The organism is Leptolyngbya sp. FACHB-261 (genome assembly GCF_014696065.1).
In the GTDB taxonomy this organism is placed as follows: Bacteria; Cyanobacteriota; Cyanobacteriia; order FACHB-261; family FACHB-261; genus FACHB-261.
On record NZ_JACJPL010000013.1, the window covers coordinates 124389 to 145210 of the forward strand.

Consider the following 20822-nt stretch of genomic DNA (forward strand, 5'->3'; position numbering starts at 1 on the left):
CGATCGCTGCCCATCAGTTAGCACTGTCAAGTTAATTAGCTTGACAGTGACACTTCAACAAATTATTCACCCCCTATAAATTCAGGGAGAACTTATGGTTGCTCAAGCAAACTCACAAGCGGTGAAAATTTTGGAAGTCGCAGATGATCCACGTCTTTCCAGAGAAGTGAAAGCATTTTTGAAAGTTCTGAATTCAAGTGGTGTACCTTTAGAGACGCTCCCTCCAGTCGAAGCGCGTCAAGCGCTAGTGGATGCGCAAGCTTCTGTTGAGGTTGATCTTTCAGGGATTGACGAGTCTGAGAAGACAATTACTGCTGACGGCTATTCGATCAAGCTAAACATCGTGCGACCTGAAGGTGTTAAGGGCACCTTACCTGTTTTCATGTTTATTCATGGCGGCGGCTGGGTGCTGGGTGATTATCCAACACATAAACGCATGGTTCGCGATCTCGTCGTGCTTTCAGGTTTTGCGGCTGTCTTTGTCAACTACACTCCAACTCCCGATGCTCAGTACCCGCAGGCTATCAATGAGATCTATGCCGCGACGCAATGGGTTGCCGAGCATGGTGAAGAGATTGGTGTTGATGGCAAAAATCTGGCAATTGTCGGCAACAGTGTTGGCGGTAACATGACGACTGTGACCGCATTGAAGGCAAAAGAGAAGGGAGGACCAGACATTAAGTTGCAAATCCTGATGTGGCCGATCGTGGACGCTAATTTTGAAACAGATTCTTATCAACAATTTGGCGAGAAACGTTTCCTGACCACACCTTTGATGAAGTGGATGTATGACCTTTATACAACTGATCTGGAAAAACGCAAAGAAATTTACGCCTCTCCTCTACAGGCTACGATTGAGCAACTGAAAGGATTGCCCCCAGCGTTAATTCAGGTCGCCGAAAGCGATATCTTGCGAGATGAAGGCGAAGCTTATGGACGCAAGTTGGATGAAGCCGGGGTAACCGTGACAACTGTGCGTTACAACGGCATGATCCATGACTTCGGACTGTTGAATGGTTTGGCCGAGGTTCCGGCCGTTCGTTCTCTTTTCGTCCACGCAGCCGCTGAACTGAAAAAATACCTGCAATAGGGATCGCTCGTTCAGCAAGAAAGACTATGAATATCAAGCATGAATGATGCCGCAGTGGTCATCATCACTCTGCGGAACGGCCTTGTATTTGACGCATCCATTTGAGGAGATTGTATGTGACGGTATCTCGCACAGTTACTGTTGATGGGCTTGACATTTTCTACCGGGAAGCAGGTTCACCTGATGCGCAAACTATCTTGTTGCTACACGGTTTTCCCACGTCATCCCACATGTTCCGCAATCTGATGCCTGCGCTTGCCGATCGCTTCCATCTGGTTGCCCCCGACTATCCTGGCTTTGGTTATAGTTCCATGCCCGCGGTGGATGAGTTTGATTACACCTTCGATCACCTTGCCGAAGTGATGACAGGCTTTATCGATGCGATCGGGTTGAAACGCTACAGCCTTTACTTAATGGATTATGGCGCGCCCATTGGCTATCGAATCGCGGCTAAAAATCCAGAGCGAGTAGAGTCCCTGATTGTGCAGAATGGCAATGCCTATGAGGAAGGGTTAGGCGACTTTTGGAAACCAATGAGAGCCTATTGGCAGCACAAAACACCTGAAAATGCCGAGCGGGTGCGCCAGACTATGACAGTGGATGCCACGAAACGGTATTACACCACCGGAGCCAGGAATCTAGAAAACCTCAGTCCTGATACTTGGACTCTGGATCAAGCCCTCCTCAATCGCCCTGGCAACCTAGATATTCAACTGGCATTGAAATACAGCTACCAGTCCAATCTGCTGCTATATCCGCAATGGCAAGCCTACCTTCGTCAGCATCAACCACCCACGCTAGTGGTATGGGGTAAGAACGACCGAGGCTTTTTAGTAGAAGGAGCCTACGCCTACAAACGCGACTTGCAGAACCTTGAGTTTCATCTCTTCGATACCGGGCACTTTGCCCTGGAAGAAGATGGGGACGCAATCGCAGACCATATCCGGCGATTTATGACCACTCACGTTGGAGAAAGGGTATTACTGAAGGCGGGTGTCATTTAGCACCCTAGAGTCTAGTGGAGACTTGTCTAAATTAAATTCCAATACATATTCCTACCCAGGAAAGCGGTGTCTACAACGTCAGCAAATGGGCGGTTAGCACATTGGTGGTTGACGAGGCTATCAGCGTATCAACAAGCAAAAAAACAACCATGAACATCAATAAAAATGACACCGCAGTAGTCGTCATCGACCCACAAAATGATGTCTTAAGTGAAACCGGGGTCTCCTGGGACTTGGTAGGTGAAAGCGTCAAGGACAATAAAACTGTCGAGAACATCGAGCGAGTCTTCAAAGCCGCGAAGCAGAATGGTTTTGAGGTTTTCATCTCTCCTCACTATTACTACCCCACTGACTACACTTGGAAATTTGCTGGAAACCTAGAGCAGATGATGCTTGAGGTCAAGGAATTTGTTCGCAGTGGGCCGTTAAGTCTTGACGGTTTTTTGGGGTCAGGTGCTGACTGGCTCGATCGCTACAAGCCCTTTATTGAGGATGGCAAGACGGTCGTAGTTAGTCCTCATAAAGCCTATGGACCCCAGAACAATGACCTCGTTTTGCAACTGCGTAAGCGCAACATCAGTAAAGTCATTCTGCTTGGGATGTTGGCGAATCTCTGTGTTGAAGCTCACCTGCGCGATTTAATCGAGCAAGGATTTGAGGTGCTCGTTGTCAAGGATGCAACCGCTGCCCCGCACCATCCGGAGTTAGGCGATGGCTACAAGGCAGCACTGATTAACTTTGGGTATATCGCCAATGCAGTTCTGTCTACAGACGACGTTGTAATAGCAATGTCATAACGTCAAACTTAAAGGAGATAGAAGTGGACACTGAATATTACGATGACATTGTTATCGGTGGCGGTAAAGCAGGTAAAACACTAGCACCAGCGCTGGTTGCAGATGGACGCAAGACTGCGTTGGTGGAACGCAGTTCAAACATGATTGGTGGCGGGTGCATCAATATTGCTTGCATTCCCACCAAAACGATGGTGGCAAGCGCAGAAGTAGCAAATACAGTTCGGAATAGTGCCACTTATGGTGTGAAAACTAACGCGCCCACTGTTGATTTAGCAGCAGTCGTTCAGCGCAAGCAATCGGTGGTGCAATCGGCGCGTGCAGTGAACTTGCACAATCTAGAAACTGCTCTGGGTCACGAACTGATCATTGCCACCGCCCGTTTTGTAGCACCCAAAACGATTGAAGTAACAACAGCTGAAGGCACAACTCGCTTACTCACCGCAGAACGGTTGTTTATTAATACAGGTACCCGACCGTTGATTCCATCAATTCCCGGACTCAAAGAAACCGGGTTTTTGACCAGCGAGTCAATCATGGAGCTAGAACAGTTGCCTGAGCATCTGATCGTGCTTGGGAGTGGCTACATTGGGTTGGAGTTTGCCCAGATGTTTCAACGCTTTGGCTCCCGCGTCACCGTAATTGGGCGAAGTGAGCAAATTCTGTCACAGCAAGACCCCGATATTGCCAATGCGGTTCAAACGCTACTGCAGCGGGACGGCATTGAATTCTTGCTGAACGCAGAGGTCTTGAGAGTTGATCGCGTTGATAGTGAGACCACTCTTCACATCCACATTGCTGGCCAAGAGGTGAGTCTACAAGGGTCACATTTGCTCATCGCTGTCGGTCGGTCGTCCACTACTGATAGCTTAAATTTAGCCGCCGCTGGTGTTGAAGTAGGTGCAGGCGGATTCATTCGAGTCAACGAACGTCTAGAGACGAATGTACCGGGGATTTGGGCGCTGGGCGACATCAATGGCGGACCGCAATATACCCATGTGTCGCTCGACGACTATCGCATTATCAAAGCCAATCTTATTGATGGGGGTAACCGCAGCACGCGCGACCGATTGGTGCCATCCTGTCTATTCATTGATCCAGAACTGGCTCATGTGGGTTTGACCGAAACTGAAGCGCGACGACAAGGACATGCCATCCGCGTGGCGATGCTGGATGCCTCAGCCATTCCTAGAGCGAGAACACTGGGTCAAACTGATGGACTGCTGAAGGCGATCGTGGATAGCGTGACAGGTCGTATTCTTGGGTGTTCACTGTTGTGCCATGAAGCAGGTGAAGTAATTTCAACGGTGCAGATGGTGATGCAGGCTCAGCTACCCTACACCGTTCTGCGCGATGGCGTTTTGACTCATCCAACGATGACCGAAGGGTTGAATTTGCTGTTTTCAAAGGTGTAGGCAGCAAGTGCAAACGCCTCGCAATCTACATACCCAAACAAGGCTCTCAGGCTCATGACAACCCTCCAAATTGACCCCGACGAGCTATCCGGCAAGAGAGTGCTGGTTACAGGCGGAACCAAAGGCATGGGCGAAGCGACCGTCAAACGTCTGAGGCAAGCCGGTGCAAAGGTGATAGCAACCGTCCGCTCAAAGCCCAATGAACTTCAATCGCCAGATTTATTTATTCAGTCCGATATCAGCACACCTGATGGTGTAAAAAAGGTCATTGAGGAAGTGTTTGCTCGTCTCGATGGCGTAGATATTTTAATCAATAATGTTGGCGGTTCTTCGGCACCGAGCGGTGGCGTACTTGCCCTAAGTGATGATGATTGGCAGCAGACATTTAATGCTAATTTATTCGCGGCTGTCACTTTGCAGCGGTCTAGGTAAGAATTCACTTCTTTGCTTTTGACTAATCTTCTATAGCGTTGCGCCTAAGTACCTGAGCGTTCCACTACCCATCGAGTTACTACCGGGACAAATCCAATTTTCGAAACCCCGTCGCAAACAGCTCTTTCAAACCCAACAACCACAGGACTAATCATCATGAGAAAACTAGAAGGAAAAGTTGCTCTTGTTACCGGCGGTAATAGTGGCATTGGTCTTGCCACTGCCAAGCGTTTCGTGGCCGAAGGTGCCTATGTTTTCATCACAGGTCGTCGTCAACCTGAACTAGATGCTGCGGTAAAAGAAATTGGTAAAAACGTTACGGGCGTTCAGAGTGATGTCTCCAATCTGGCAGACCTCGATCGCCTATTCACCACAATTGAGCAAGAGCAAGGACATCTCGATGTGCTCTTCGCTAATGCGGGGGGTGGAGAAATCGTCCCACTCGGTTCAATCACCGAAGAACATTTTGACAAAACCTTCAACACCAACGTCAAAGGTCTGCTGTTCACCGTGCAAAAGGCACTACCGCTGATGCCAGAGGGCTCTTCCATTATTCTGAACGCCTCGACTGCTTCTAGGAAAGGCACGCCCGCCTTCAGTGTTTACAGCGCTACTAAAGCCGCCGTGCGCTCTTTTGCTCGCAATTGGACGCTCGACCTCAAAGAGCGTCATATCCGAGTTAACGCCATTAGTCCTGGCGTGGTTCCAACTCCTGGCTACAACCTCATAGGACTGAATGATGAGCAGGTGCAGGAATTCGTGGATAGCCAAGCCGTCACCATTCCTCTAGGACGAGTGGGCACCCCCGATGAAATTGCTAAAGCCGTTGTCTTTCTCGCTTCAGATGACAGTAGTTTTGTCAACGGCATTGAGCTATTTGTTGATGGCGGTATGGCTCAGATTTGAAGCGCCCTAAACCCGATCACAAATACATAACTAATCTCAAGGAGATGGATGATGACCCAAAAGACGTGGCTAATTACAGTTTGAGGCCAGTAAGGACGTATTGACACTCAGCATGGATGTAACCGACGAAGCCCAGGTGAAAGCGGCAACTGCAACAGGGCTGGAAAGATTTGGACGGATTGATGTGCTGGTTAACAATGCCGGATTCGGCTTGCTGGGAGCAATCGAAGAGTGCAGTGCCGAAGAGGTTGGGAGCGTTTATCGAACCAATGTCTTCGGGCTGCTGAATGTCACCCGTGCGGTGCTACCCAGTATGCGCCAGCACCGCTCCGGACATATCATTAATTTCTCGTCGATTGGTGGCTACCGATCCGCCCCAGGGTGGGGCATCTATTCCTCGACCAAGTTTGCAGTTGAAGGCATTACCGAAGCCTTATATGGCGAGTTAGCCCCCTTGGGGATTCACGCTACGGTTGTCGAGCCGGGATACTTCCGCACCAATTTTCTCGATAGCAGTTCGCTACGCCAGAGCGCAGCGCAAATCCCTGATTATGCTGGAACTGTCGGTAAAACTCGGAATATCGCGGCTGAACGCAATCATCAACAACTAGGAGATCCCACTAAGCTCGCCCCAGCCATTCTTCAGATCGTCAACACAGACGAGCCACCCCTAAGGTCGCGTCTAGGCACAGATACACTTCAGGCAATAGCCGAGAAGAACGCTTACGTTGAGCAAGAGACAGTAAAATGGCAAACGCTATCTGAATCTACCAACTACAAGTAATCTCGTTGGCTTTTCTAAACGCTGTTTTTGACCAAAAACAAATTGAAGCGCTAACCCCACTGGGTCGCATCGGACAGCCGCAGGACATTGCCCCTGCGGCTGTCTTCTTCGCATCCTCCGATTCAGCCTGGATCACTGGCGAAACGCTGGTCATCGCGGGTGGTATTCATTGATTTGTTTCTGTTAAAGAGCCCACTGCTATGAATGCAAATAACGGCATCATCAACCAGCCCAGCCAGTATTCAGTAACTGCAACCATTGATCGATTAGCAGCCGTCCTTCAGGCAAAAGGCATCACCATTTTTGCCCGCATCGATCAACAAGTTGAAGCTGAGAAAGTTGGGCTAAACCTGCGGCCGACGCAGTTGTTATTGTTTGGTAGCCCTAAAGCTGGAACACCGCTCATGGTAGCAGAGCCAACGATTGCCCTGGATTTACCTCTAAAAGTGGTGGGCTGGGAAGCATCTGATGGCAAGGTATGGCTGAGTTACAACGATCCTCTCTACTTAAAACAACGGTTCTCCCTCTCTGATGAGTTGGTTAAGAACATTGATGTCATTACACCGTTAATCCATCAAGCACTTCTCTAAGCAATGCCTTAATCCACTTGCTGAAATGCTTGACGGCGACCCAATTCAACATCGTGGTAACAACTCTGCAGACAGCGAAGTTCATCGGTGAGTACCAGCATCAGGTCATTTCGAACGTTGGCCGTAACCTGCCCCAGGAAGATCCCACAGCGTTCGCAGCTGCGGTCTGGGAACCCGCATCGAAAAAACGTTGACAACTTCTCGAAGCTATGACCCTGCGCCTCTTACCCCTCTCGAAGAAACCAACTGAGAACCTGCTCGCTACCACTAAAGCTCACGAGTGGTGGTTAGCAAGTTTGACGGGAAGGCAATGCAAGGTTGTTGGGTCAGTCACAAGCAGATCCGTTTGCTTCTTGCAGGGTGCCCCGAAGCGTATGAACCACTACGCACCGCTTGGCCTTACTACTGGGAGCTGTTACCGTCGCTTTAAATGGGATTTGACCACTCACTGGCTCTCCCTTGGCGTTGAAGCTAAAGGTGCTACTGCTCACGGTTAACAGCAGTTGCCCTGCTTTGAGTTCTCCACGCCCCAATGTTTGCCATCGGTTGTTGACGCTGATAAGGGGGGGGTCTGAGTTGAGATCAAATTGAACTGCTGTTGTGCGCTCGACCCGCTTCGCCTCATTCTGAGCGCTTTGCAAGGCTTGCAGAATTTCCTCTTGAGCAACACTCATACGACGCTGATTCACGAAGGCAAGCCAGTTTGGAACCGCGACTGCCGATAGAAGCCCAATAATGACTCCAACAACCAGCATTTCAGTAAGCGTAAAGCCTGAGCTTGAGCTATTTCTCACTGAACACTTCCTGTTTACTCATAGCGATCACGTTTCCGTTGGACCAGTCCCCCACATAGTCCCCCACAGGCTCTCGGTTCAAAACAGCCATGCTGTTGCTGATCTGTTCGTAATTTAGAAATTTTTCTTCGCCTGGTTCACTTATAGGGACAAAAACCTCTGCTACGACCCGTCCCAGAGGTCCCGTCCAAGGGGCGTGATAATTACCTAATACCTGCTGCGGCGATGAGTTTATGCAGAGGTTCTCGGCTTTCTGAACCTAAAGGCGAACTAGCTTAGATCTCTCACCATCTCTCCCTCCGATAGGGTCGCCACTAGGGACACCAAGCATATCCTAATGTTCCGACTCAGGCATTTAGACATTGAGTGCTGCTCCCTGCACTCCCCCATTGGAGCGGCTGACGAAAGTATTGCCAGCCGACGGATGAGATGAGCCCTGCTGTCAATCCGCTGCTGCCTCAACCTCTGGACCAGCCACTCGGCGGCCTTCTGCTTGTGCTTAGAGTAATAGTTGAATATGGGATGTCTTTGGCTATGGGGAAAAGCCTTAATTTTCAAGGCTTTCAGGGTTTTTTAATGAGTCAAGCGGGTGGTGGGAATCGAACCCACAACTACAGTTTGGAAGACTGTGGTTTTACCACTAAACTACACCCGCACTCTGAACAAGCAATGACCAGGATAGCACATGGCAGAAGCTTTCCCCACCGCCAGCATTACCTGGTACATAGCCAAGAACGCCGAGACGCAGAGCTTTCAAGGACATAGCCCTAGTCCCAGACGAGATCAGCAGGCATTATGGGCCTTGCTAGCCTCGTGGCCTCATGGGTTTGTGCCTTGCCTTCCAGCCCACCAATGACAGGGCATGGTCGGTTGCTAGTGAACCAGAACAGCCTCTTCTGTTTCCGCCCGCAGTAGATCCATCACGTTCTCTTTCGTTTCTAGGAAGCGACTAGAACGCTTGATTTGATAGGTGCGTTCCGCAGGCCAGTCAAAACTAAATTCTGCTTTAATGCTGCCCGGACGTGAGGTGAGCACATAGAGGCGCTGCGAGAGAAAAACAGCTTCCTCAACGTCGTGGGTAATCATAAAAATAGTCGTGCTGGTCTGTCGCCACACATGTAAGAGAAACTGTTGCATGGCTTCCTTCGTTTGCACGTCCAAGGCTCCGAAAGGCTCATCCATCAGCAGAATCTTGGGCTGAGAAGCCAAAGCTCGAGCAATCGCTACGCGTTGCTTCATGCCACCCGATAATTCACGGGGTAGAGCCTGGGCAAATTGAGATAAACCTACCACCTCCAAATAGTAGGCAATTTGCTGGCGTCGCAAGGTGGAGGGCGCACCCTGCAACTTCAAGCCAAAGCCAACATTTTCAGCAACCGTCATCCAGGGGTAGAGCGTGTAGCTCTGAAAGACCATGCCCCGATCTGGCCCTGGCCCCGCTACTGAAACACCGTCCACCCGAATTTCACCGGCAGTGGGTGTATCTAACCCGGCAATCAGACGCAGCAGCGTAGACTTTCCAGAACCAGAGGCACCAACGGCACAAACTAGTTCCCCTTCTGCGATGTGCAAATTGATATCTCTCAGGACTGCTAGAGGGTTAAGCCGAGTCTTGAATTGCTTGTAGAGTTGACGAACTTCTAACTGCATAAGAATTTACCGTGACCAACGACAGGCAAAGCGCAACAGTAAGCGGAACAATAAATCGATACCAACACCAATTAAGCCGATCACAATCAAACCGACGAACATCTCATCAGTCTTGAGAAACCTTTGAGCGACGCTAATTCGACGTCCTAGTCCTTCAGTCGCTGCGACCAATTCAGAAACAATCACCAGGTTCCAAGATGCCGCCATGTTTACCCGACAGGCATCAATGATGTTGGGCAAAATAAAAGGCAGAATCACCTGGAGTAAAACTTGGGAGCGACGACCACCCAAGGTATAGGAGGTTTCGATCATCTCCTTGGGTACAAACTTGACCGCATCCATAATCATCAGCGTGTTGAAAAACAAAGTGCCGATGAAAATGAGCAGAATTTTAGGGACTTCGCCCAGCCCAAAATACAGAATTAATAAGGGAATGAAGGCTGAGGCTGGCATGTAACGAATCAGGCCAATGAGCGGCTCAGTTAGGGCACGAATACTGGCAAACGTCCCCATCAACACACCCAATGGCACTGAGATCATTGCAGCTAAAAAGAAACCGCACAAAACGCGAAACAGACTAAAGCCCGCATCTTGCAGCAGGCTACCGTCACTGGCTAACTTTTGCAGAGCTGCCCAAACCTGAAGGGGGGTGGGCAGTAACAACGGAGGGACCACCCCCGAATTTGAAACCGCCCACCACAGACCAAAGGGAACACAGACTGACAGAGCCATCAAGAGCCAGGTCAAAGGCCGAGGAATGTCCTCACAGATTTGCCAGAAAACTGATGGTCCCAACATTCGCTGCGGACGCTGGAACGTGAGTGCGCTGGAATTCTGAATCGGTTTAGCCATACCTTGAGCCCTGATGGTATTAGGAGAAACTAAAGAAACAAGCTAGAGCCGTATCCCTTAGGTTTTGCCTGCCTTGGCAGCATAGGCTTTGACAAACTGATCGTCGAAGAGCTTGCTGATATCCGGCGCTTCTTTTGCTAGACCACTCTCAACTAAGAACTGATTAATTTGCTGAGCGGAATAGAACAAGGACGTCGGAGTCTGCCCAGGCGCAAAGGCTTTAAGATTCTCCTCGATAGTGAAGATTTTGGTACCCGAATCGTAATCTTTGTATTCGTCTACTGAAACATTGGCTCGCTTGGCTAAAGCTTCATAAGCCTTATCACGATTGCTGTTGATGAAATCGAGAGTAGCAAACCAGCTATTGACCAGCCCTTGAACATCCTGCGGCCGCTCATTGATCAACTGACGAGTGACGACGAGATGATCAGGAACAGCACCCGGAAAGTCTTTGGAACTAAAGAGTTCTTTGCTGCCAGGTCGCTTGAGGGCTTGAGTGGTGAAAGGGGCAAAAACGGCTACAGCATCCAGCTGGCCAGCGGCAAAAGCTGCTGCGGCTGCCCCTGTTTCTAGAGGTTGAAAGTCAATGTCAGCTTGAGTTAAACCTTCCTTCTTCATGCCCAGCAGCAACAGAAAGTGATCGACAGTTCCCTCCTCAGCGGCAACTCTCTTGCCCTTAAGGTCAGCGATTTGATTAATGCCCTCGCTCACAATGATCTTGTCGTTGCCGGTGGAGTTGTCATTGACCAACACAATCACCTGATCGGAACCAGCAGCCACCGAGCTAATGGTGTCATTGAGGGTTTGAGTGTTGGCATCCAATTGCCCAGCGGTCAGTGCCTTGATCGAATCTAAATAGCCATCAAACCACTTGAGATCCACCGTGACATTGTTAGCCTCAAACAGCTTTTCATCCTGAGCGATCTGCCAGGGAATCCAACCGGGCCAAGCGCTGAACCCCATCCGTACAGGCGCAGAAGCGGCTGCGGATGTGCCTGCATTTGAAGTAGTTGCCGATGGGGACGGTGTACAACTGACCGTTACAATTAAGCCGACCAAGGCCAGCGCGAAGAAAGAAACAAGCGTACGCACCCTCATGAGCTATCCTCTGAATCTATCCACTGAAAACTATCCGCTGAAAAGCGACTAAAAAAGTCAATGCGGTGAGGCAATCAGAGCGTCTGGTTTGGCTTCTAATGGCCTAGCTTCTAGACGCAAGGTTGTTTGACTTGCAACCTGTGACCGCACCCAGCTAAACCAGCAATCTAAACCTTCACCGGTTTTGGTTGAAACTGGAATCAGCGTGACATCTGGATTGATCTGTCGCACATTGGCTTCAATACGAGCCAGATCAATATCGAGATAGGGGGCCAGATCTAGTTTGGTGATTAGCAAGCAGTCTGCCTCCTGAAACATGATTGGGTACTTCAGGGGTTTATCTTCGCCTTCGGTCAAACTTAACAGGGCAACCTTGGCATGTTCGCCTACCTCAAATTCAGCAGGACAAACTAAATTGCCGACATTTTCGACCAAGACTAAATCAAACTCAGCAGGAACGTACTCCTGGGCCAGTTGATGGAGCCCACCCGCCACCATCTTGGCGTCCAAATGGCAGGCACGCCCGGTATTGATAGCCATTACAGGCACTCCATATTGACGCAACCGCTCAGCGTCTAGCTCCGTGGTCATATCGCCTTCGATTACGGCGATCTTGAGATCTTGACTTAAAGCAGCCAGGGTCTTTTCGAGCAGCGCTGTTTTACCTGCACCAGGGCTACTCATGAGATTGAAGCAAGTAATGCCCCACTGATCAAAATGGGCTCGATTGTGGTCAGCGCCCCGCTGATTAGCGTGCAGCAAGTTGATGCCCAGGGCTGCGTCAAATGTTTGGTGCATATGCTTGTGAGGGAGTCGAATCAGTACAGTATTCGAGGCGGTCAATCTTCAGTTCGCGGCCTGAACGAATGTCTTCCATCGGGCTTTGACATTGAGGACAGGCATAATGCAAACCGATTTCAGGTTCATAGGACTGTTGGCAAGGGTGACAGAAGGCAACGAGTGGTATCTCTTCAATGACCAGCTCGGTTTCAGCCAGAAAAGTTCCCTGTCTCTGTACCTCAAAGCTGAATTGCAAACTTACAGGCTCAACACAGGTAAACTTGCCAACCGTCAAGTGAATGCGTTCGATACGGGGAGGCTCAGTTTGAGCATCCCACCAGTCCTTGACCGTTAGAATCAAGGCCCTAGTCATGTCAGTTTCGTGCACAGCTTACCCCCAAGGACTATCGACTACTTGGGCTTCTGCATGGATATAGTCTGGCTTTTGGCGGCGCGGCAGTTGACCCGACAAAACCAGATTGGCCATGGCATCACAAATGACCCGGGTTGCCATCAGCGAAGTCAGATCACTGATGTCATAGGGCGGTGAAACTTCCACCACCTCAAGACCGCAAACCGGAGCCCGCCGGATAATCTTGCCCAACAGATAGAGTGCTTCACGGGGGAGCAACCCACCTGGCTCTGGCCAGCCCGTCCCTGGCACAAAACCAGCATCGATACAGTCGATATCGAAGCTGATATAGACACAATCCGTGCCATCTAAAGCACGCTCTAATGCGAAGTCTACGGCAGCATCCAGCCCGATTTCTGTAATGTCCGTAACCGTGAGAATATTCGTAGCCCGTTCGCGGCAAACTTTAACCCCTTGGCGCGGCACCTGCCAGCCACCAATGCCCAACTGCACCAAGTTTTTTGCAGGCGCATTTGCCATATTGGTGGCATGAAACCAGGGGCAGGTATGCATGCGTTCGTCCAAGTCTGTTTCCTGAGTATCCACATGGCGATCGAAGTGGATGATGCCAACTTTCTTGTCGCCTAGATGCCGACAAACACCACGAACTGTAGGGAAACCAATCGAGTGATCGCCGCCCAAAATAATTGGGAAGGCTCCGGAGCTGAAGATGTGGGAAATCCCTTTGGAAATCTGGTCAAAGGACTTCTCGTTGTTGGCAGGAATCGTAAAGATATCGCCAACATCACAGAGGGTGATTTGTTCGCGCAAATCAATGCCTAGCTCGAAGTTATAGGGCGTGTAAAGGGCTGAAATGCGACGAATTCCCTGAGGTCCAAAGCGCGTTCCAGGTCGATAGGTTGTACCGGAATCGTGAGGCACGCCGACAACAGCAACATCGTATTCCCCAACCTTGCGCACATCTTCTAAATATGGTGCTTTGAGAAAAGTGTTAATGCCTGCAAAGTGAGGGAGTTCGCCTCGGGAAAATGTTGGGATGGAGCGGTCACGAATGCTTTCGGCGGCTTCTAAACCGAACTCTAAGCCTCGGCTCACCTCTTGCTGCCAGCCCGTCATTGGCAGATGGGTTTCTCGTTCTAGTGCACGACGACCCTCAGTGCCAGGTGCATCGGAATTGGGCTGTTGAAAAAGGGGCTGTTCGGTCATGTTGATTGATCCTTTGTAGATGCTGAACCGGTGATCCGTTGAAAATGGCAAAAGCCCAGAAGTCGCCAACAGTCCTTTGCTGCTGTATGGCTCTCCCGGGCTTTTCTCCCGCCGTGTGACCCTCTTCCGCAATCTTTGGGTTTCTCATTGCCAAGATTGTCGAAAGTTGGTTGCTTCTCTCGGACCAGACATCTGAACTGCATACGGTCAGATCGGAACCCTAGAAGCTAATCACTTGTATAGCGTGGTGCTAAAGCAGTTGCTCAGACCTCCCAATCTTGTTAAGCCTGACGTAGTCTTAACAAGAGCGTTGAGCGGAAAGTGTATCAAAGCCTACAAAGGCTCGTTATCACTATTTTTTTGCATCTAACGAAAACGCGGGCTTGTGATTAGACCAGCCTTGTTGCTTAGACTTGCCTAGTGGAATAGGCTCCTGTAGACAAGAAGGTTGCTCTAAAACTTGCTTGATCGGTTGCGGCGTTCAGCTTGCCGGAATTTGCTAGCAGACCGTTTTTTGCTGGGGCCGCGTAGCTTCTTAAGACCAGAACCAATCCAGTCACTCAGGCTATGGCTCATGGCTCCCAGTTCCAAGCCCACTAAAATAGCCAGCCACTGCAAGGGAAAGGTGGTGAACAGGGCTAGTCCAGCCTTGGCAATGGGTCGCCACTGCCACAGCCAACCCTGTGTTTGGTACCAGCCCCACAGGATCAGCAGAACCACAGGCAGTACCCAGCAGGCTAGGTAGGCGAGACGGAGGACCGTCCCCACTACAGGGCCGTGGGACAGAAAGGAGCGATGGCGCATGCTCTTGCGATAGGGTAGCCAGAGCCAACGCAGGATGCCCCACCGTTTGTACTGCTGCGAATGGATATCCAGATCGCCCCCGAACATCAAACCTGCGAATAGGTAACTGCCACTGAGCAGCAGGGAGAGTTCGCCACTTCGGGTGCCCCAGTAGCTCGCCCCGGAAATCAGGGGCAAAGTCCACAGTGTGATTTGATCGTGGGTTCGACCGAGTGGCATGGCAAAAGTTTGATATACTCAGATTCTACCGGGCGGTTAGCTCAGTGGTAGAGCGCCTGCCTTACAAGCAGGATGCCACTGGTTCAAATCCAGTACTGCCCATCTTCTTCAGTGCTCAAATCCTTTACTAGTAGGGGTTTGAGCACTCGTCGATTAGCACGCTATTTGTCGTCGTTAGTAGATTCATGTCGTTGCGACAACAACCATATGCTTGTCAGTCTCCCCCATTGAGAGCGACGTAGCAGGTTGAGGGAGACCTAACCCCCCGGCCCCCTCCCCTGCGAGGGAAGGGGGAGGCAAGGGACAGGTGTTTGCAGAGGGTGAGGAAATCTTGGGTAGGGGCTTGGTTGCCAAGCCCTCAATGGCCATTCTGCACGGCTCGTAGCAGGTTGGGGGAGAGGCTGTAGAGGGCCTGGTAGGGCCGCCGCCTTTGGGGTGGACGGTGACTTTGCGGACTAAGTCGCGGGCTTCGAGACCTAGGAGCAGGGGCTGGAGGCCTTGGGGTTCGAGGTTGATGTCGCGGCTGAGTAGGGCGAGGGTGACGCGGGAGTGGGCGCTGTTAGGTTCGAGGTAGTTGGCAATGGTCAGCAGGATTGAATAAGCGCTGAAACCACGTTCAGCCTAATGTTACTCAACTGAATCTCTTCCTACTAACTCAATTGGGAAAACGGCAGCTATGCTAGATGGACATCTCACCCCGCTTTGAACAATCGCCCCAATCATTTCATTCCTTTAATTTTGTCAGTCCAGCAAGACATAGGACGGGTTACGAGATTGCGAAGCCTTTACCTGCTACTTTGGTTGATTTCGGTGCAGCCGAGGTGAATTTGATGTCCTTCATGTTTGGTCTGGGGCGGTGCTGTTTCTTAGCCTCATACCGTTCGTTGATTTCAACTTGCCTGTGACAAAATTCATATTCATCCTGAAAATGTTGATAAACATCTTTGTAGGACAAATGAACGCCAAAATCTAATTCTTCAATGTCTAGTAAATTTAACGTTTCCTTGAGAATAATCGTCTTGGCTTGGACGTGATTGAGCTTATAACCTTCGTATGGCTTCAATAAGTCAAGGTGGGCCTCGATCGGTACGTACTTCTTTATATCAATTGCATAGTCTTTGGTGCCATTACTCCTTGTATAGCTGACAACTTTCCCAAGAGCTGCGTATCTGCCAAACCGTTCACATCTGGGTGGTTCATAGATGTCTTTATTCATATAAAGCCAAATATGATCCAGTGTTCTAAGTTGATCCTGACGACCTTTGTAAGGAATGGCCTTGATGTTTTGCAGTAGAAAAGAACTATCTCCAGTTTTGTCCGCCGTTCCCCAGTAATTTAAATATCCCTCAAAGCGAACGTTTTGCCCCAGCCAATCCGCCAGTGGTCTACAAGCAGTCGGTGACTTTTTCATCTTGATCCTCCCAGAAGTTCCTTTATCTTGTGGAATGCCAGGATCAACCAATCCCCATGTGGCTGAGATTCAACGCAATTGGGCATGACGAACGGATACCCTGACTCTAAAAAATCAAGATAAACAATCAGGACTAACATTGGCTCCAGTGTTATCAAGGAAATGTGAAGCGATGGAATATAACTGGACAGCATATTTACCGAGTGGTTCGCAGACGCAAGGCAAAATAGCAGCCTTCCTTATAGTTGGTTGTTGCTCTGGCTAACTAATGGTTGTTGCATGAGGGTTTGAGCACTTGTCGTGTCGATTAACGCGCTATTTGTCGTCGTTAACAGGTTGGGGGAGACCTAACCCCCCGGCCCCCTTCCCTCGCAGGGAAGGGGGGCAAGGGACGGGGTTCTGCGGGTGGCGAGGAAATCCTGGGTAGGGGCTTGGTTGCCAAGCCCTCAATGGCCATTCTGCACAGTTCGCAGCAGATTGGGGGAGAGGCTGTAGAGGGCGATGGTGGGGCCGCCGCCTTCGGGGTGGACGGTGACTTTGCGGACCAGGTCGCGGGCTTCGAGGCCCAGGAGCAGGGGTTGGAGGTCTTGGGGTTCGAGGTTGCTGTCGCGGCTGAGTAGGGCGAGGGTGACGCGGGAGTGAGCGCTGTTGGGTTCGAGGTAGTTGGCGATGGTCAGCAGGATCAGTTTGAGCTGAGCGGAGAGGTTGAGGCGGCGGGTGATGTGGTCCCAGAGGGCGAGGCGAAGGTTGAGGCTCATGGTTGGGGGATTGGGGGCAAAAGTGTCATTGCTGCGGCTTGACAGGCAGGGGTACTTGTGGCGAAGCCCGTCAAGGGATAGCGGACACAGGGCTGCTTGAGTTGCGCAGTTGGGTGTGTCGCTGTCGCCACAGTTGCCGCCAATAGCTCAGCACGTCTTCGGGGTAGGAGTAGCGCTGAATTTCGGTTTTGATCACTTCGCCAATCCAGTCGAGCAGGTGCAGGTCGTTGCAGGCTTGGATGGTGAGAGCACAGGCGGCAAGCCACTGATTGAATTTGCGATAGCTGAGGAACTGTCCGCCTCGGTCGGCGCGATGGACGAACAGCACATGCAGCCAGTGTTCGATGCGGCAAATGAGCGATTCGGGAATGCCTAAGAAGCGGGCGACTTGAGACAAAGGAATGCAAAGCTGCGGCTGCAACACCTGAGTAAGGTGCATGACAAGAACTCCAAAAATTTGAGGGCAATAGAGCCTTTGACCCCTATTCAGGGCCGAGAAAGGTAGGTGATAAACTGCCCCCTAGCCGCCAGGCTGGTGTTAACAACCTGGCGGTTAGTTCCCCAGAGTTTGGTTAAGACCCTGGGGGACGCCTAGGGGTCCAGTTGCCTGCGTTGAAAGGTAGCAGGGACTTACCGCTGGAGTCAAGTAGGCAGCGCAAAAAAGATCTGTGTGTTGCAGCTGACCAAGCGAAGTAGCACTGAAACTTAGTTTCAGTCCCGTTTCACTCCACTAATTTTTTCTGCCCAATCAGAAAGAGGTAGGATCTAAGAGGATAAATTTCATTCTGCATATAGCCAAATAGCTCTTTTGGTCGTAGCACATCTTCAAGAAACATCAAGTTGTCTATCTACCTCAGATTTAGAGATACTAGTCCGCGAAGAGAGGTAATATTCCCGGAAAAAATGCTGAACTTTCTAGTCAATTCCTTAGGCAAAGGTTAATATTCGAATAATCTAGCAGCCTAATTGCTGAACTCAGAAATTGACTTAAAAACTGCACCGGAACGAAGTTTATCTATGGGCGAGTACAGAGGTTATTTTCATCTAGTGTATGGAATCGTTCGGTGTGCATCCCGTCTCCTAGGCTCTTTTCTACAGTAGAAGTGTATAAGATAATCTGGCATGAAAAAGACGAAGAAACAACATTATGTTCCCCAATTCTACTTAAGACGTTTTACCGTTGATGGAAAACGGTTATACATATTCGACAAGTTGAAAGGCGAGGTTCGTGGACCAGAAAACATAGAAAATGTTGCCCAAGAGCGGTTTTTTTTACGACTTGCCATTATGCGATATCCCTAGTGAAGCTGGTGTTGACCAAAACTCCCAGTTTATAGAAAAAGCGCTTAGCGTCATGGAAGCAGAATTTGATGCCGCAATTGAGGCTGCACTTCGAGTCGCGCAAGGTAAAGGAGCTAGTTTAGAGGAGCGTGTACTCATGGCACGCTTCATAACTGTACAATTTGTACGGACAAGATCATTCCGTAATCGGCTCATTGAGGCGAGGACGAAGACTCAGGAAGCAGTTTTCAATACTGTATTGCAATTACTGGCTCCTGATCTTGCAGAAAAGCTTAGTGTAGGAGTCGATTACGATAAAGATACTGCTTCGGTACTTCATGCCCAACAAATGTGGGACACAAGCTTTTTAATTAAAGTTGCAACAGGTTTGTGCTATCATCTGTGGTTTGTTGGTATCAACAATACAGACATACCCCTGTACACTTCCGATAGCCCTGTAGTGCTGCAATCTCACAAAGCAGGGAAGAAACCATCGATTGATCCGCTTGCTGGTCCGGGCCTCACTTTAGCCACAATCCAACTAACATCGAAGCTGCCAAGCCCACTATCAGAGGGCGTAGAGATAATTTTCCCTCTTACTCCGACCTACGCTCTTTTTATGCTAGAGCACAAGCACTTTCAACACCTAGAAGAAAAGCAAGGCAGGGCATTCAGGATGAGCCCAGACGATGTACAAGGCGCTAATGCCTTGCAGGTTTTACAAAGTAATCGACAAATATATAGCGTATCGAATGATTTCGGCTTGGCGCAAACAATTTGTGCTACGAAGCCGGAGATTTGCAATCCACAAAAGGATACTGTTGGAGTTACAGCAACAATACACAATACTCTTAACTCAAACTAATTCCCCCTCTGTCGTAGGCTTACTGTTTTTCATTTTTATATTCGTCCGTTACTTGTTCCGTCTGGAATTGGCGGCAGGGGATCTTGAACGCTAGGCTGCTCAAGCTATAGGTGAGAACATAATCTAGAGCTTGTCTGATGGGATTTGACAAGGTATTGAAGGTTAAACTGGATGGGTTTCGTAGGCACTTTGAGTAGTTGTCAGCAGTTGAACACTTCAGTGCAGCGGATTGGCAAGCAATCATAGTACTGTATTCAAATTGGTCTGTAACCGCTGACTTTTGCCGTTCGGCTGCTTACACAGTGTAACAACTGAAAGAAATCTCGCTTTGCCATAATTGTGGGTGTAGGAAGATATGCGAATGGTAGGCAAGCGAGGAGTGCGATCTACAATGCAATCAATGTCGCAAATCGAAGCTGTCAAAACGATGGAGCGTCTTGTAGGGTCGCAGGATTGGCAAGCGGCAACCGCATACTTTACCTCTGACGTTATGTACAAGGTCGGCTCACGGGAGCCGGTTTACGGTGTAGCAGGCATCCGGGATTACATGGAATGGCAAAACCAATATGCTCTGTGGCAGGGGCACACGCTGCGACTCCAATGGAACTACGACGACATTGTGGTGATTGAAGTTGACTCACATTTCATGCGATTGCGTGACCAACGCCCAATTACGATATCATGCACTGACATTTACCGTATGAGCGGGTTGCAAATCCGCGAATGGCGTGTCTATGCAGATATGTCCCTGTTTTTTGGGGACTAGTAGGCAATTAAGAACGAGATAATTTCTTAAGGTTGAAGTAGCGAACGGCGTTGACTACGATGAGACGCAACCGAACAACTTTTGCATAAACCTTACTTGATCCCGTGAAATGACCTGTAATCCTTGACTAATTCTAGACGCAAAGAGGTTTCCTCATGTCTGAGATCGAACTTTATAGCGCGGTTCTTTGTCCCTTCGCCTATCGAGCACGCTTAACTCTAGCCGAGAAACAAGTGCCATTTAAGCTAATCGAAATTGACTTACAAAACAAGCCTACCAACTTTGAGGAAATTTCTCCCTATGGTCTAGTACCCTTACTCAAGCATGGCAAGTTCCGCATATGGGAGTCTGCGATTATTAATGAATATCTGGAGGAATCGTTTCCAACCCCTCCGCTATTACCCAAAGACCTGGTGCAACGTGCCCAAGCGCGAATCTGGATTAATTTTGCCGATGTTCGGTTGTTTGCAGCCACTCATAAATTGTTGCTCACCCTAGAACCACTACAGCAAGCAGAGGGCGTAGAAGAACTAAGCAAGTACTTACAATTTGTTGAGCAAGAGGGATTGCAAAAGTTATCGGCAGAGGAACCTTACTGGTTGGGCGCAGAAATCAGCCTTGTCGATCTGACCTATTACCCTTGGTTTGAACAAGTCGCAGTATTGGAGCATTTTCGTGGATTTCAATTCCCAAGCGGACTTAATCGCCTAAAAAAATGGTACGAAACCGTCGCCAACCGAGAATCAGTTCGGGCAATTGCCAAGCCTAAAGAATTTTATCTCAAACACTATGCGCGGTTACAAAGCTCGGCATCGGTGATTTCTTAGCATCGTTAGGCAGAGACGTTAAAAAGTTGGAAGAAATCACCGCATAACAAAGTCGATAAAGCAGACTGCGAGAGCCACTAGTGGAGTTGCAGAGAAAACTTGCAGCCGCTTATCTTGGTCGTT

General features: G+C 49.6%; 26 protein-coding genes, 2 tRNA genes and 1 riboswitch. Of the genes, 16 read left to right on the forward strand and 12 right to left on the reverse strand.

The window, feature by feature from the left end; all coding sequences use genetic code 11:
• The first annotated feature begins 94 nt into the window (after nucleotides 1-94).
• The 9 genes from H6F94_RS05680 (at nucleotide 95) to H6F94_RS05720 (ending at nucleotide 7015) form a co-directional block, all read left to right on the forward strand.
• Nucleotides 95-1090, forward strand: a complete 996-nt coding sequence (locus H6F94_RS05680; protein WP_190801256.1) for an alpha/beta hydrolase — start codon at nucleotides 95-97, stop codon at nucleotides 1088-1090.
• Nucleotides 1091-1206: 116 nt separating this feature from the next.
• A complete protein-coding gene (locus H6F94_RS05685; RefSeq protein ID WP_190801257.1) occupies nucleotides 1207-2094 on the forward strand; it encodes an alpha/beta fold hydrolase in 888 nt (295 codons plus the stop codon).
• A gap of 149 nt (nucleotides 2095-2243) precedes the next feature.
• On the forward strand, nucleotides 2244-2891 hold the full coding sequence (locus H6F94_RS05690; RefSeq protein ID WP_190801258.1) for a cysteine hydrolase family protein: 648 nt from the start codon (nucleotides 2244-2246) through the stop codon (nucleotides 2889-2891).
• A gap of 23 nt (nucleotides 2892-2914) precedes the next feature.
• A complete protein-coding gene (locus tag H6F94_RS33205) occupies nucleotides 2915-4303 on the forward strand; it encodes a mercuric reductase (protein WP_313949229.1) in 1389 nt (462 codons plus the stop codon).
• Between the two features lie 54 nt (nucleotides 4304-4357).
• The gene (locus H6F94_RS05700; RefSeq protein ID WP_190801259.1) at nucleotides 4358-4735 is read left to right on the forward strand and encodes an SDR family NAD(P)-dependent oxidoreductase; all 378 of its coding nucleotides are present in this window, start codon (nucleotides 4358-4360) and stop codon (nucleotides 4733-4735) included.
• Nucleotides 4736-4891: 156 nt separating this feature from the next.
• Nucleotides 4892-5641 (forward strand): SDR family NAD(P)-dependent oxidoreductase, encoded by a 750-nt coding sequence (locus H6F94_RS05705; RefSeq protein ID WP_190801260.1) that lies wholly within the window; start codon nucleotides 4892-4894, stop codon nucleotides 5639-5641.
• 100 nt (nucleotides 5642-5741) lie between these two features.
• Nucleotides 5742-6425: an SDR family NAD(P)-dependent oxidoreductase gene (locus H6F94_RS05710; protein WP_190801261.1), complete on the forward strand. Its 684-nt coding sequence runs from the start codon at nucleotides 5742-5744 to the stop codon at nucleotides 6423-6425.
• 5 nt (nucleotides 6426-6430) lie between these two features.
• Entirely contained in the window at nucleotides 6431-6598 is a 168-nt protein-coding gene (locus H6F94_RS05715; protein ID WP_199320231.1) for an SDR family oxidoreductase, read from the forward strand.
• A gap of 27 nt (nucleotides 6599-6625) precedes the next feature.
• Nucleotides 6626-7015: a DUF302 domain-containing protein gene (locus H6F94_RS05720; protein WP_190801262.1), complete on the forward strand. Its 390-nt coding sequence runs from the start codon at nucleotides 6626-6628 to the stop codon at nucleotides 7013-7015.
• Between the two features lie 326 nt (nucleotides 7016-7341).
• Here H6F94_RS05720 and H6F94_RS05725 read toward each other — a convergent pair whose 3' ends face one another.
• From H6F94_RS05725 to H6F94_RS05765, 10 genes are all read right to left on the reverse strand, one after another.
• The gene (locus tag H6F94_RS05725) at nucleotides 7342-7809 is read right to left on the reverse strand and encodes a type II secretion system protein (RefSeq protein WP_190801263.1); all 468 of its coding nucleotides are present in this window, start codon (nucleotides 7807-7809) and stop codon (nucleotides 7342-7344) included.
• Between the two features lie 584 nt (nucleotides 7810-8393).
• Nucleotides 8394-8464, reverse strand: a tRNA-Gly gene (locus H6F94_RS05730).
• Complete coding sequence (locus H6F94_RS32845; protein ID WP_277878000.1) at nucleotides 8450-8572, reverse strand: hypothetical protein; 123 nt, start codon at nucleotides 8570-8572, stop codon at nucleotides 8450-8452. The genes H6F94_RS05730 and H6F94_RS32845 overlap by 15 nt, the downstream gene beginning before the upstream one ends.
• A 110-nt stretch (nucleotides 8573-8682) precedes the next feature.
• A complete protein-coding gene (locus H6F94_RS05735; RefSeq protein WP_190801264.1) occupies nucleotides 8683-9459 on the reverse strand; it encodes an ABC transporter ATP-binding protein in 777 nt (258 codons plus the stop codon).
• A 6-nt stretch (nucleotides 9460-9465) separates the two neighbouring features.
• Nucleotides 9466-10311, reverse strand: a complete 846-nt coding sequence (locus tag H6F94_RS05740; RefSeq protein WP_190801265.1) for an ABC transporter permease — start codon at nucleotides 10309-10311, stop codon at nucleotides 9466-9468.
• A 57-nt stretch (nucleotides 10312-10368) separates the two neighbouring features.
• Nucleotides 10369-11409, reverse strand: a complete 1041-nt coding sequence (locus tag H6F94_RS05745; protein ID WP_190801266.1) for an ABC transporter substrate-binding protein — start codon at nucleotides 11407-11409, stop codon at nucleotides 10369-10371.
• Between the two features lie 57 nt (nucleotides 11410-11466).
• Complete coding sequence (gene hypB / locus H6F94_RS05750) at nucleotides 11467-12207, reverse strand: hydrogenase nickel incorporation protein HypB (protein ID WP_190801267.1); 741 nt, start codon at nucleotides 12205-12207, stop codon at nucleotides 11467-11469.
• Nucleotides 12191-12577, reverse strand: a complete 387-nt coding sequence (gene hypA / locus H6F94_RS05755; protein WP_190801268.1) for a hydrogenase maturation nickel metallochaperone HypA — start codon at nucleotides 12575-12577, stop codon at nucleotides 12191-12193. Before hypA ends, hypB begins: the two co-directional genes overlap by 17 nt.
• Before the next feature lie 3 nt (nucleotides 12578-12580).
• On the reverse strand, nucleotides 12581-13768 hold the full coding sequence (locus tag H6F94_RS05760) for an agmatinase family protein (RefSeq protein WP_190801269.1): 1188 nt from the start codon (nucleotides 13766-13768) through the stop codon (nucleotides 12581-12583).
• 90 nt (nucleotides 13769-13858) lie between these two features.
• A riboswitch (guanidine-I (ykkC/yxkD leader) is annotated at nucleotides 13859-14003 on the reverse strand.
• A 218-nt stretch (nucleotides 14004-14221) separates the two neighbouring features.
• On the reverse strand, nucleotides 14222-14791 hold the full coding sequence (locus H6F94_RS05765) for a metal-binding protein (protein ID WP_190801270.1): 570 nt from the start codon (nucleotides 14789-14791) through the stop codon (nucleotides 14222-14224).
• A gap of 30 nt (nucleotides 14792-14821) precedes the next feature.
• Here H6F94_RS05765 and H6F94_RS05770 point away from each other — a divergent pair.
• Nucleotides 14822-14893, forward strand: a tRNA-Val gene (locus H6F94_RS05770).
• A gap of 664 nt (nucleotides 14894-15557) precedes the next feature.
• Here the strand turns inward: H6F94_RS05770 and H6F94_RS05775 are convergent.
• Nucleotides 15558-16202, reverse strand: a complete 645-nt coding sequence (locus H6F94_RS05775) for a hypothetical protein (RefSeq protein WP_190801271.1) — start codon at nucleotides 16200-16202, stop codon at nucleotides 15558-15560.
• 449 nt (nucleotides 16203-16651) lie between these two features.
• Between H6F94_RS05775 and H6F94_RS05780 the strand changes: the two genes are divergently transcribed.
• Nucleotides 16652-16822 (forward strand): hypothetical protein, encoded by a 171-nt coding sequence (locus H6F94_RS05780; protein WP_190801272.1) that lies wholly within the window; start codon nucleotides 16652-16654, stop codon nucleotides 16820-16822.
• 18 nt (nucleotides 16823-16840) lie between these two features.
• The gene (locus H6F94_RS05785) at nucleotides 16841-17002 is read left to right on the forward strand and encodes a hypothetical protein (protein ID WP_190801273.1); all 162 of its coding nucleotides are present in this window, start codon (nucleotides 16841-16843) and stop codon (nucleotides 17000-17002) included.
• A 28-nt stretch (nucleotides 17003-17030) separates the two neighbouring features.
• Here the strand turns inward: H6F94_RS05785 and H6F94_RS05790 are convergent, their stop codons facing one another.
• Nucleotides 17031-17399: a hypothetical protein gene (locus H6F94_RS05790; protein ID WP_190801274.1), complete on the reverse strand. Its 369-nt coding sequence runs from the start codon at nucleotides 17397-17399 to the stop codon at nucleotides 17031-17033.
• A 683-nt stretch (nucleotides 17400-18082) separates the two neighbouring features.
• Here H6F94_RS05790 and H6F94_RS33505 point away from each other — a divergent pair.
• The 4 genes from H6F94_RS33505 (at nucleotide 18083) to H6F94_RS05810 (ending at nucleotide 20699) form a co-directional block, all read left to right on the forward strand.
• Nucleotides 18083-18262 carry a DUF4238 domain-containing protein gene (locus tag H6F94_RS33505; protein ID WP_190801275.1) on the forward strand — a complete coding sequence of 60 codons (180 nt, stop codon included), beginning with the start codon at nucleotides 18083-18085 and terminating at the stop codon, nucleotides 18260-18262.
• Nucleotides 18210-19106, forward strand: a complete 897-nt coding sequence (locus tag H6F94_RS05800) for a DUF4238 domain-containing protein (RefSeq protein WP_190801276.1) — start codon at nucleotides 18210-18212, stop codon at nucleotides 19104-19106. Before H6F94_RS33505 ends, H6F94_RS05800 begins: the two co-directional genes overlap by 53 nt.
• A gap of 391 nt (nucleotides 19107-19497) precedes the next feature.
• Entirely contained in the window at nucleotides 19498-19872 is a 375-nt protein-coding gene (locus H6F94_RS05805) for a nuclear transport factor 2 family protein (RefSeq protein ID WP_190801277.1), read from the forward strand.
• Between the two features lie 155 nt (nucleotides 19873-20027).
• Nucleotides 20028-20699: a glutathione S-transferase family protein gene (locus tag H6F94_RS05810; RefSeq protein WP_190801278.1), complete on the forward strand. Its 672-nt coding sequence runs from the start codon at nucleotides 20028-20030 to the stop codon at nucleotides 20697-20699.
• Nucleotides 20700-20822: the final 123 nt, after the last annotated feature.

Coding starts and splice junctions, on each gene's coding strand:
- H6F94_RS05810 (WP_190801278.1), top strand. CDS start 20,028: ATGTCTGAGATCGAACTTTATAGCGCGGTTCTTTGTCCCTTCGCCTAT.
- H6F94_RS05735 (WP_190801264.1), bottom strand. CDS start 9,459: ATGCAGTTAGAAGTTCGTCAACTCTACAAGCAATTCAAGACTCGGCTT.
- H6F94_RS05700 (WP_190801259.1), top strand. CDS start 4,358: ATGACAACCCTCCAAATTGACCCCGACGAGCTATCCGGCAAGAGAGTG.
- H6F94_RS05780 (WP_190801272.1), top strand. CDS start 16,652: ATGGCCATTCTGCACAGTTCGCAGCAGATTGGGGGAGAGGCTGTAGAG.
- H6F94_RS05800 (WP_190801276.1), top strand. CDS start 18,210: ATGTTGCCCAAGAGCGGTTTTTTTTACGACTTGCCATTATGCGATATC.
- H6F94_RS05805 (WP_190801277.1), top strand. CDS start 19,498: ATGCAATCAATGTCGCAAATCGAAGCTGTCAAAACGATGGAGCGTCTT.
- H6F94_RS05720 (WP_190801262.1), top strand. CDS start 6,626: ATGAATGCAAATAACGGCATCATCAACCAGCCCAGCCAGTATTCAGTA.
- H6F94_RS05705 (WP_190801260.1), top strand. CDS start 4,892: ATGAGAAAACTAGAAGGAAAAGTTGCTCTTGTTACCGGCGGTAATAGT.
- H6F94_RS05765 (WP_190801270.1), bottom strand. CDS start 14,791: ATGCCACTCGGTCGAACCCACGATCAAATCACACTGTGGACTTTGCCC.
- H6F94_RS33505 (WP_190801275.1), top strand. CDS start 18,083: ATGAAAAAGACGAAGAAACAACATTATGTTCCCCAATTCTACTTAAGA.
- H6F94_RS05760 (WP_190801269.1), bottom strand. CDS start 13,768: ATGACCGAACAGCCCCTTTTTCAACAGCCCAATTCCGATGCACCTGGC.
- H6F94_RS05740 (WP_190801265.1), bottom strand. CDS start 10,311: ATGGCTAAACCGATTCAGAATTCCAGCGCACTCACGTTCCAGCGTCCG.
- hypB (WP_190801267.1), bottom strand. CDS start 12,207: ATGCACCAAACATTTGACGCAGCCCTGGGCATCAACTTGCTGCACGCT.
- H6F94_RS05790 (WP_190801274.1), bottom strand. CDS start 17,399: ATGCACCTTACTCAGGTGTTGCAGCCGCAGCTTTGCATTCCTTTGTCT.
- H6F94_RS05680 (WP_190801256.1), top strand. CDS start 95: ATGGTTGCTCAAGCAAACTCACAAGCGGTGAAAATTTTGGAAGTCGCA.
- H6F94_RS32845 (WP_277878000.1), bottom strand. CDS start 8,572: ATGTCCTTGAAAGCTCTGCGTCTCGGCGTTCTTGGCTATGTACCAGGT.
- H6F94_RS05690 (WP_190801258.1), top strand. CDS start 2,244: ATGAACATCAATAAAAATGACACCGCAGTAGTCGTCATCGACCCACAA.
- H6F94_RS05745 (WP_190801266.1), bottom strand. CDS start 11,409: ATGAGGGTGCGTACGCTTGTTTCTTTCTTCGCGCTGGCCTTGGTCGGC.
- H6F94_RS05775 (WP_190801271.1), bottom strand. CDS start 16,202: ATGAAAAAGTCACCGACTGCTTGTAGACCACTGGCGGATTGGCTGGGG.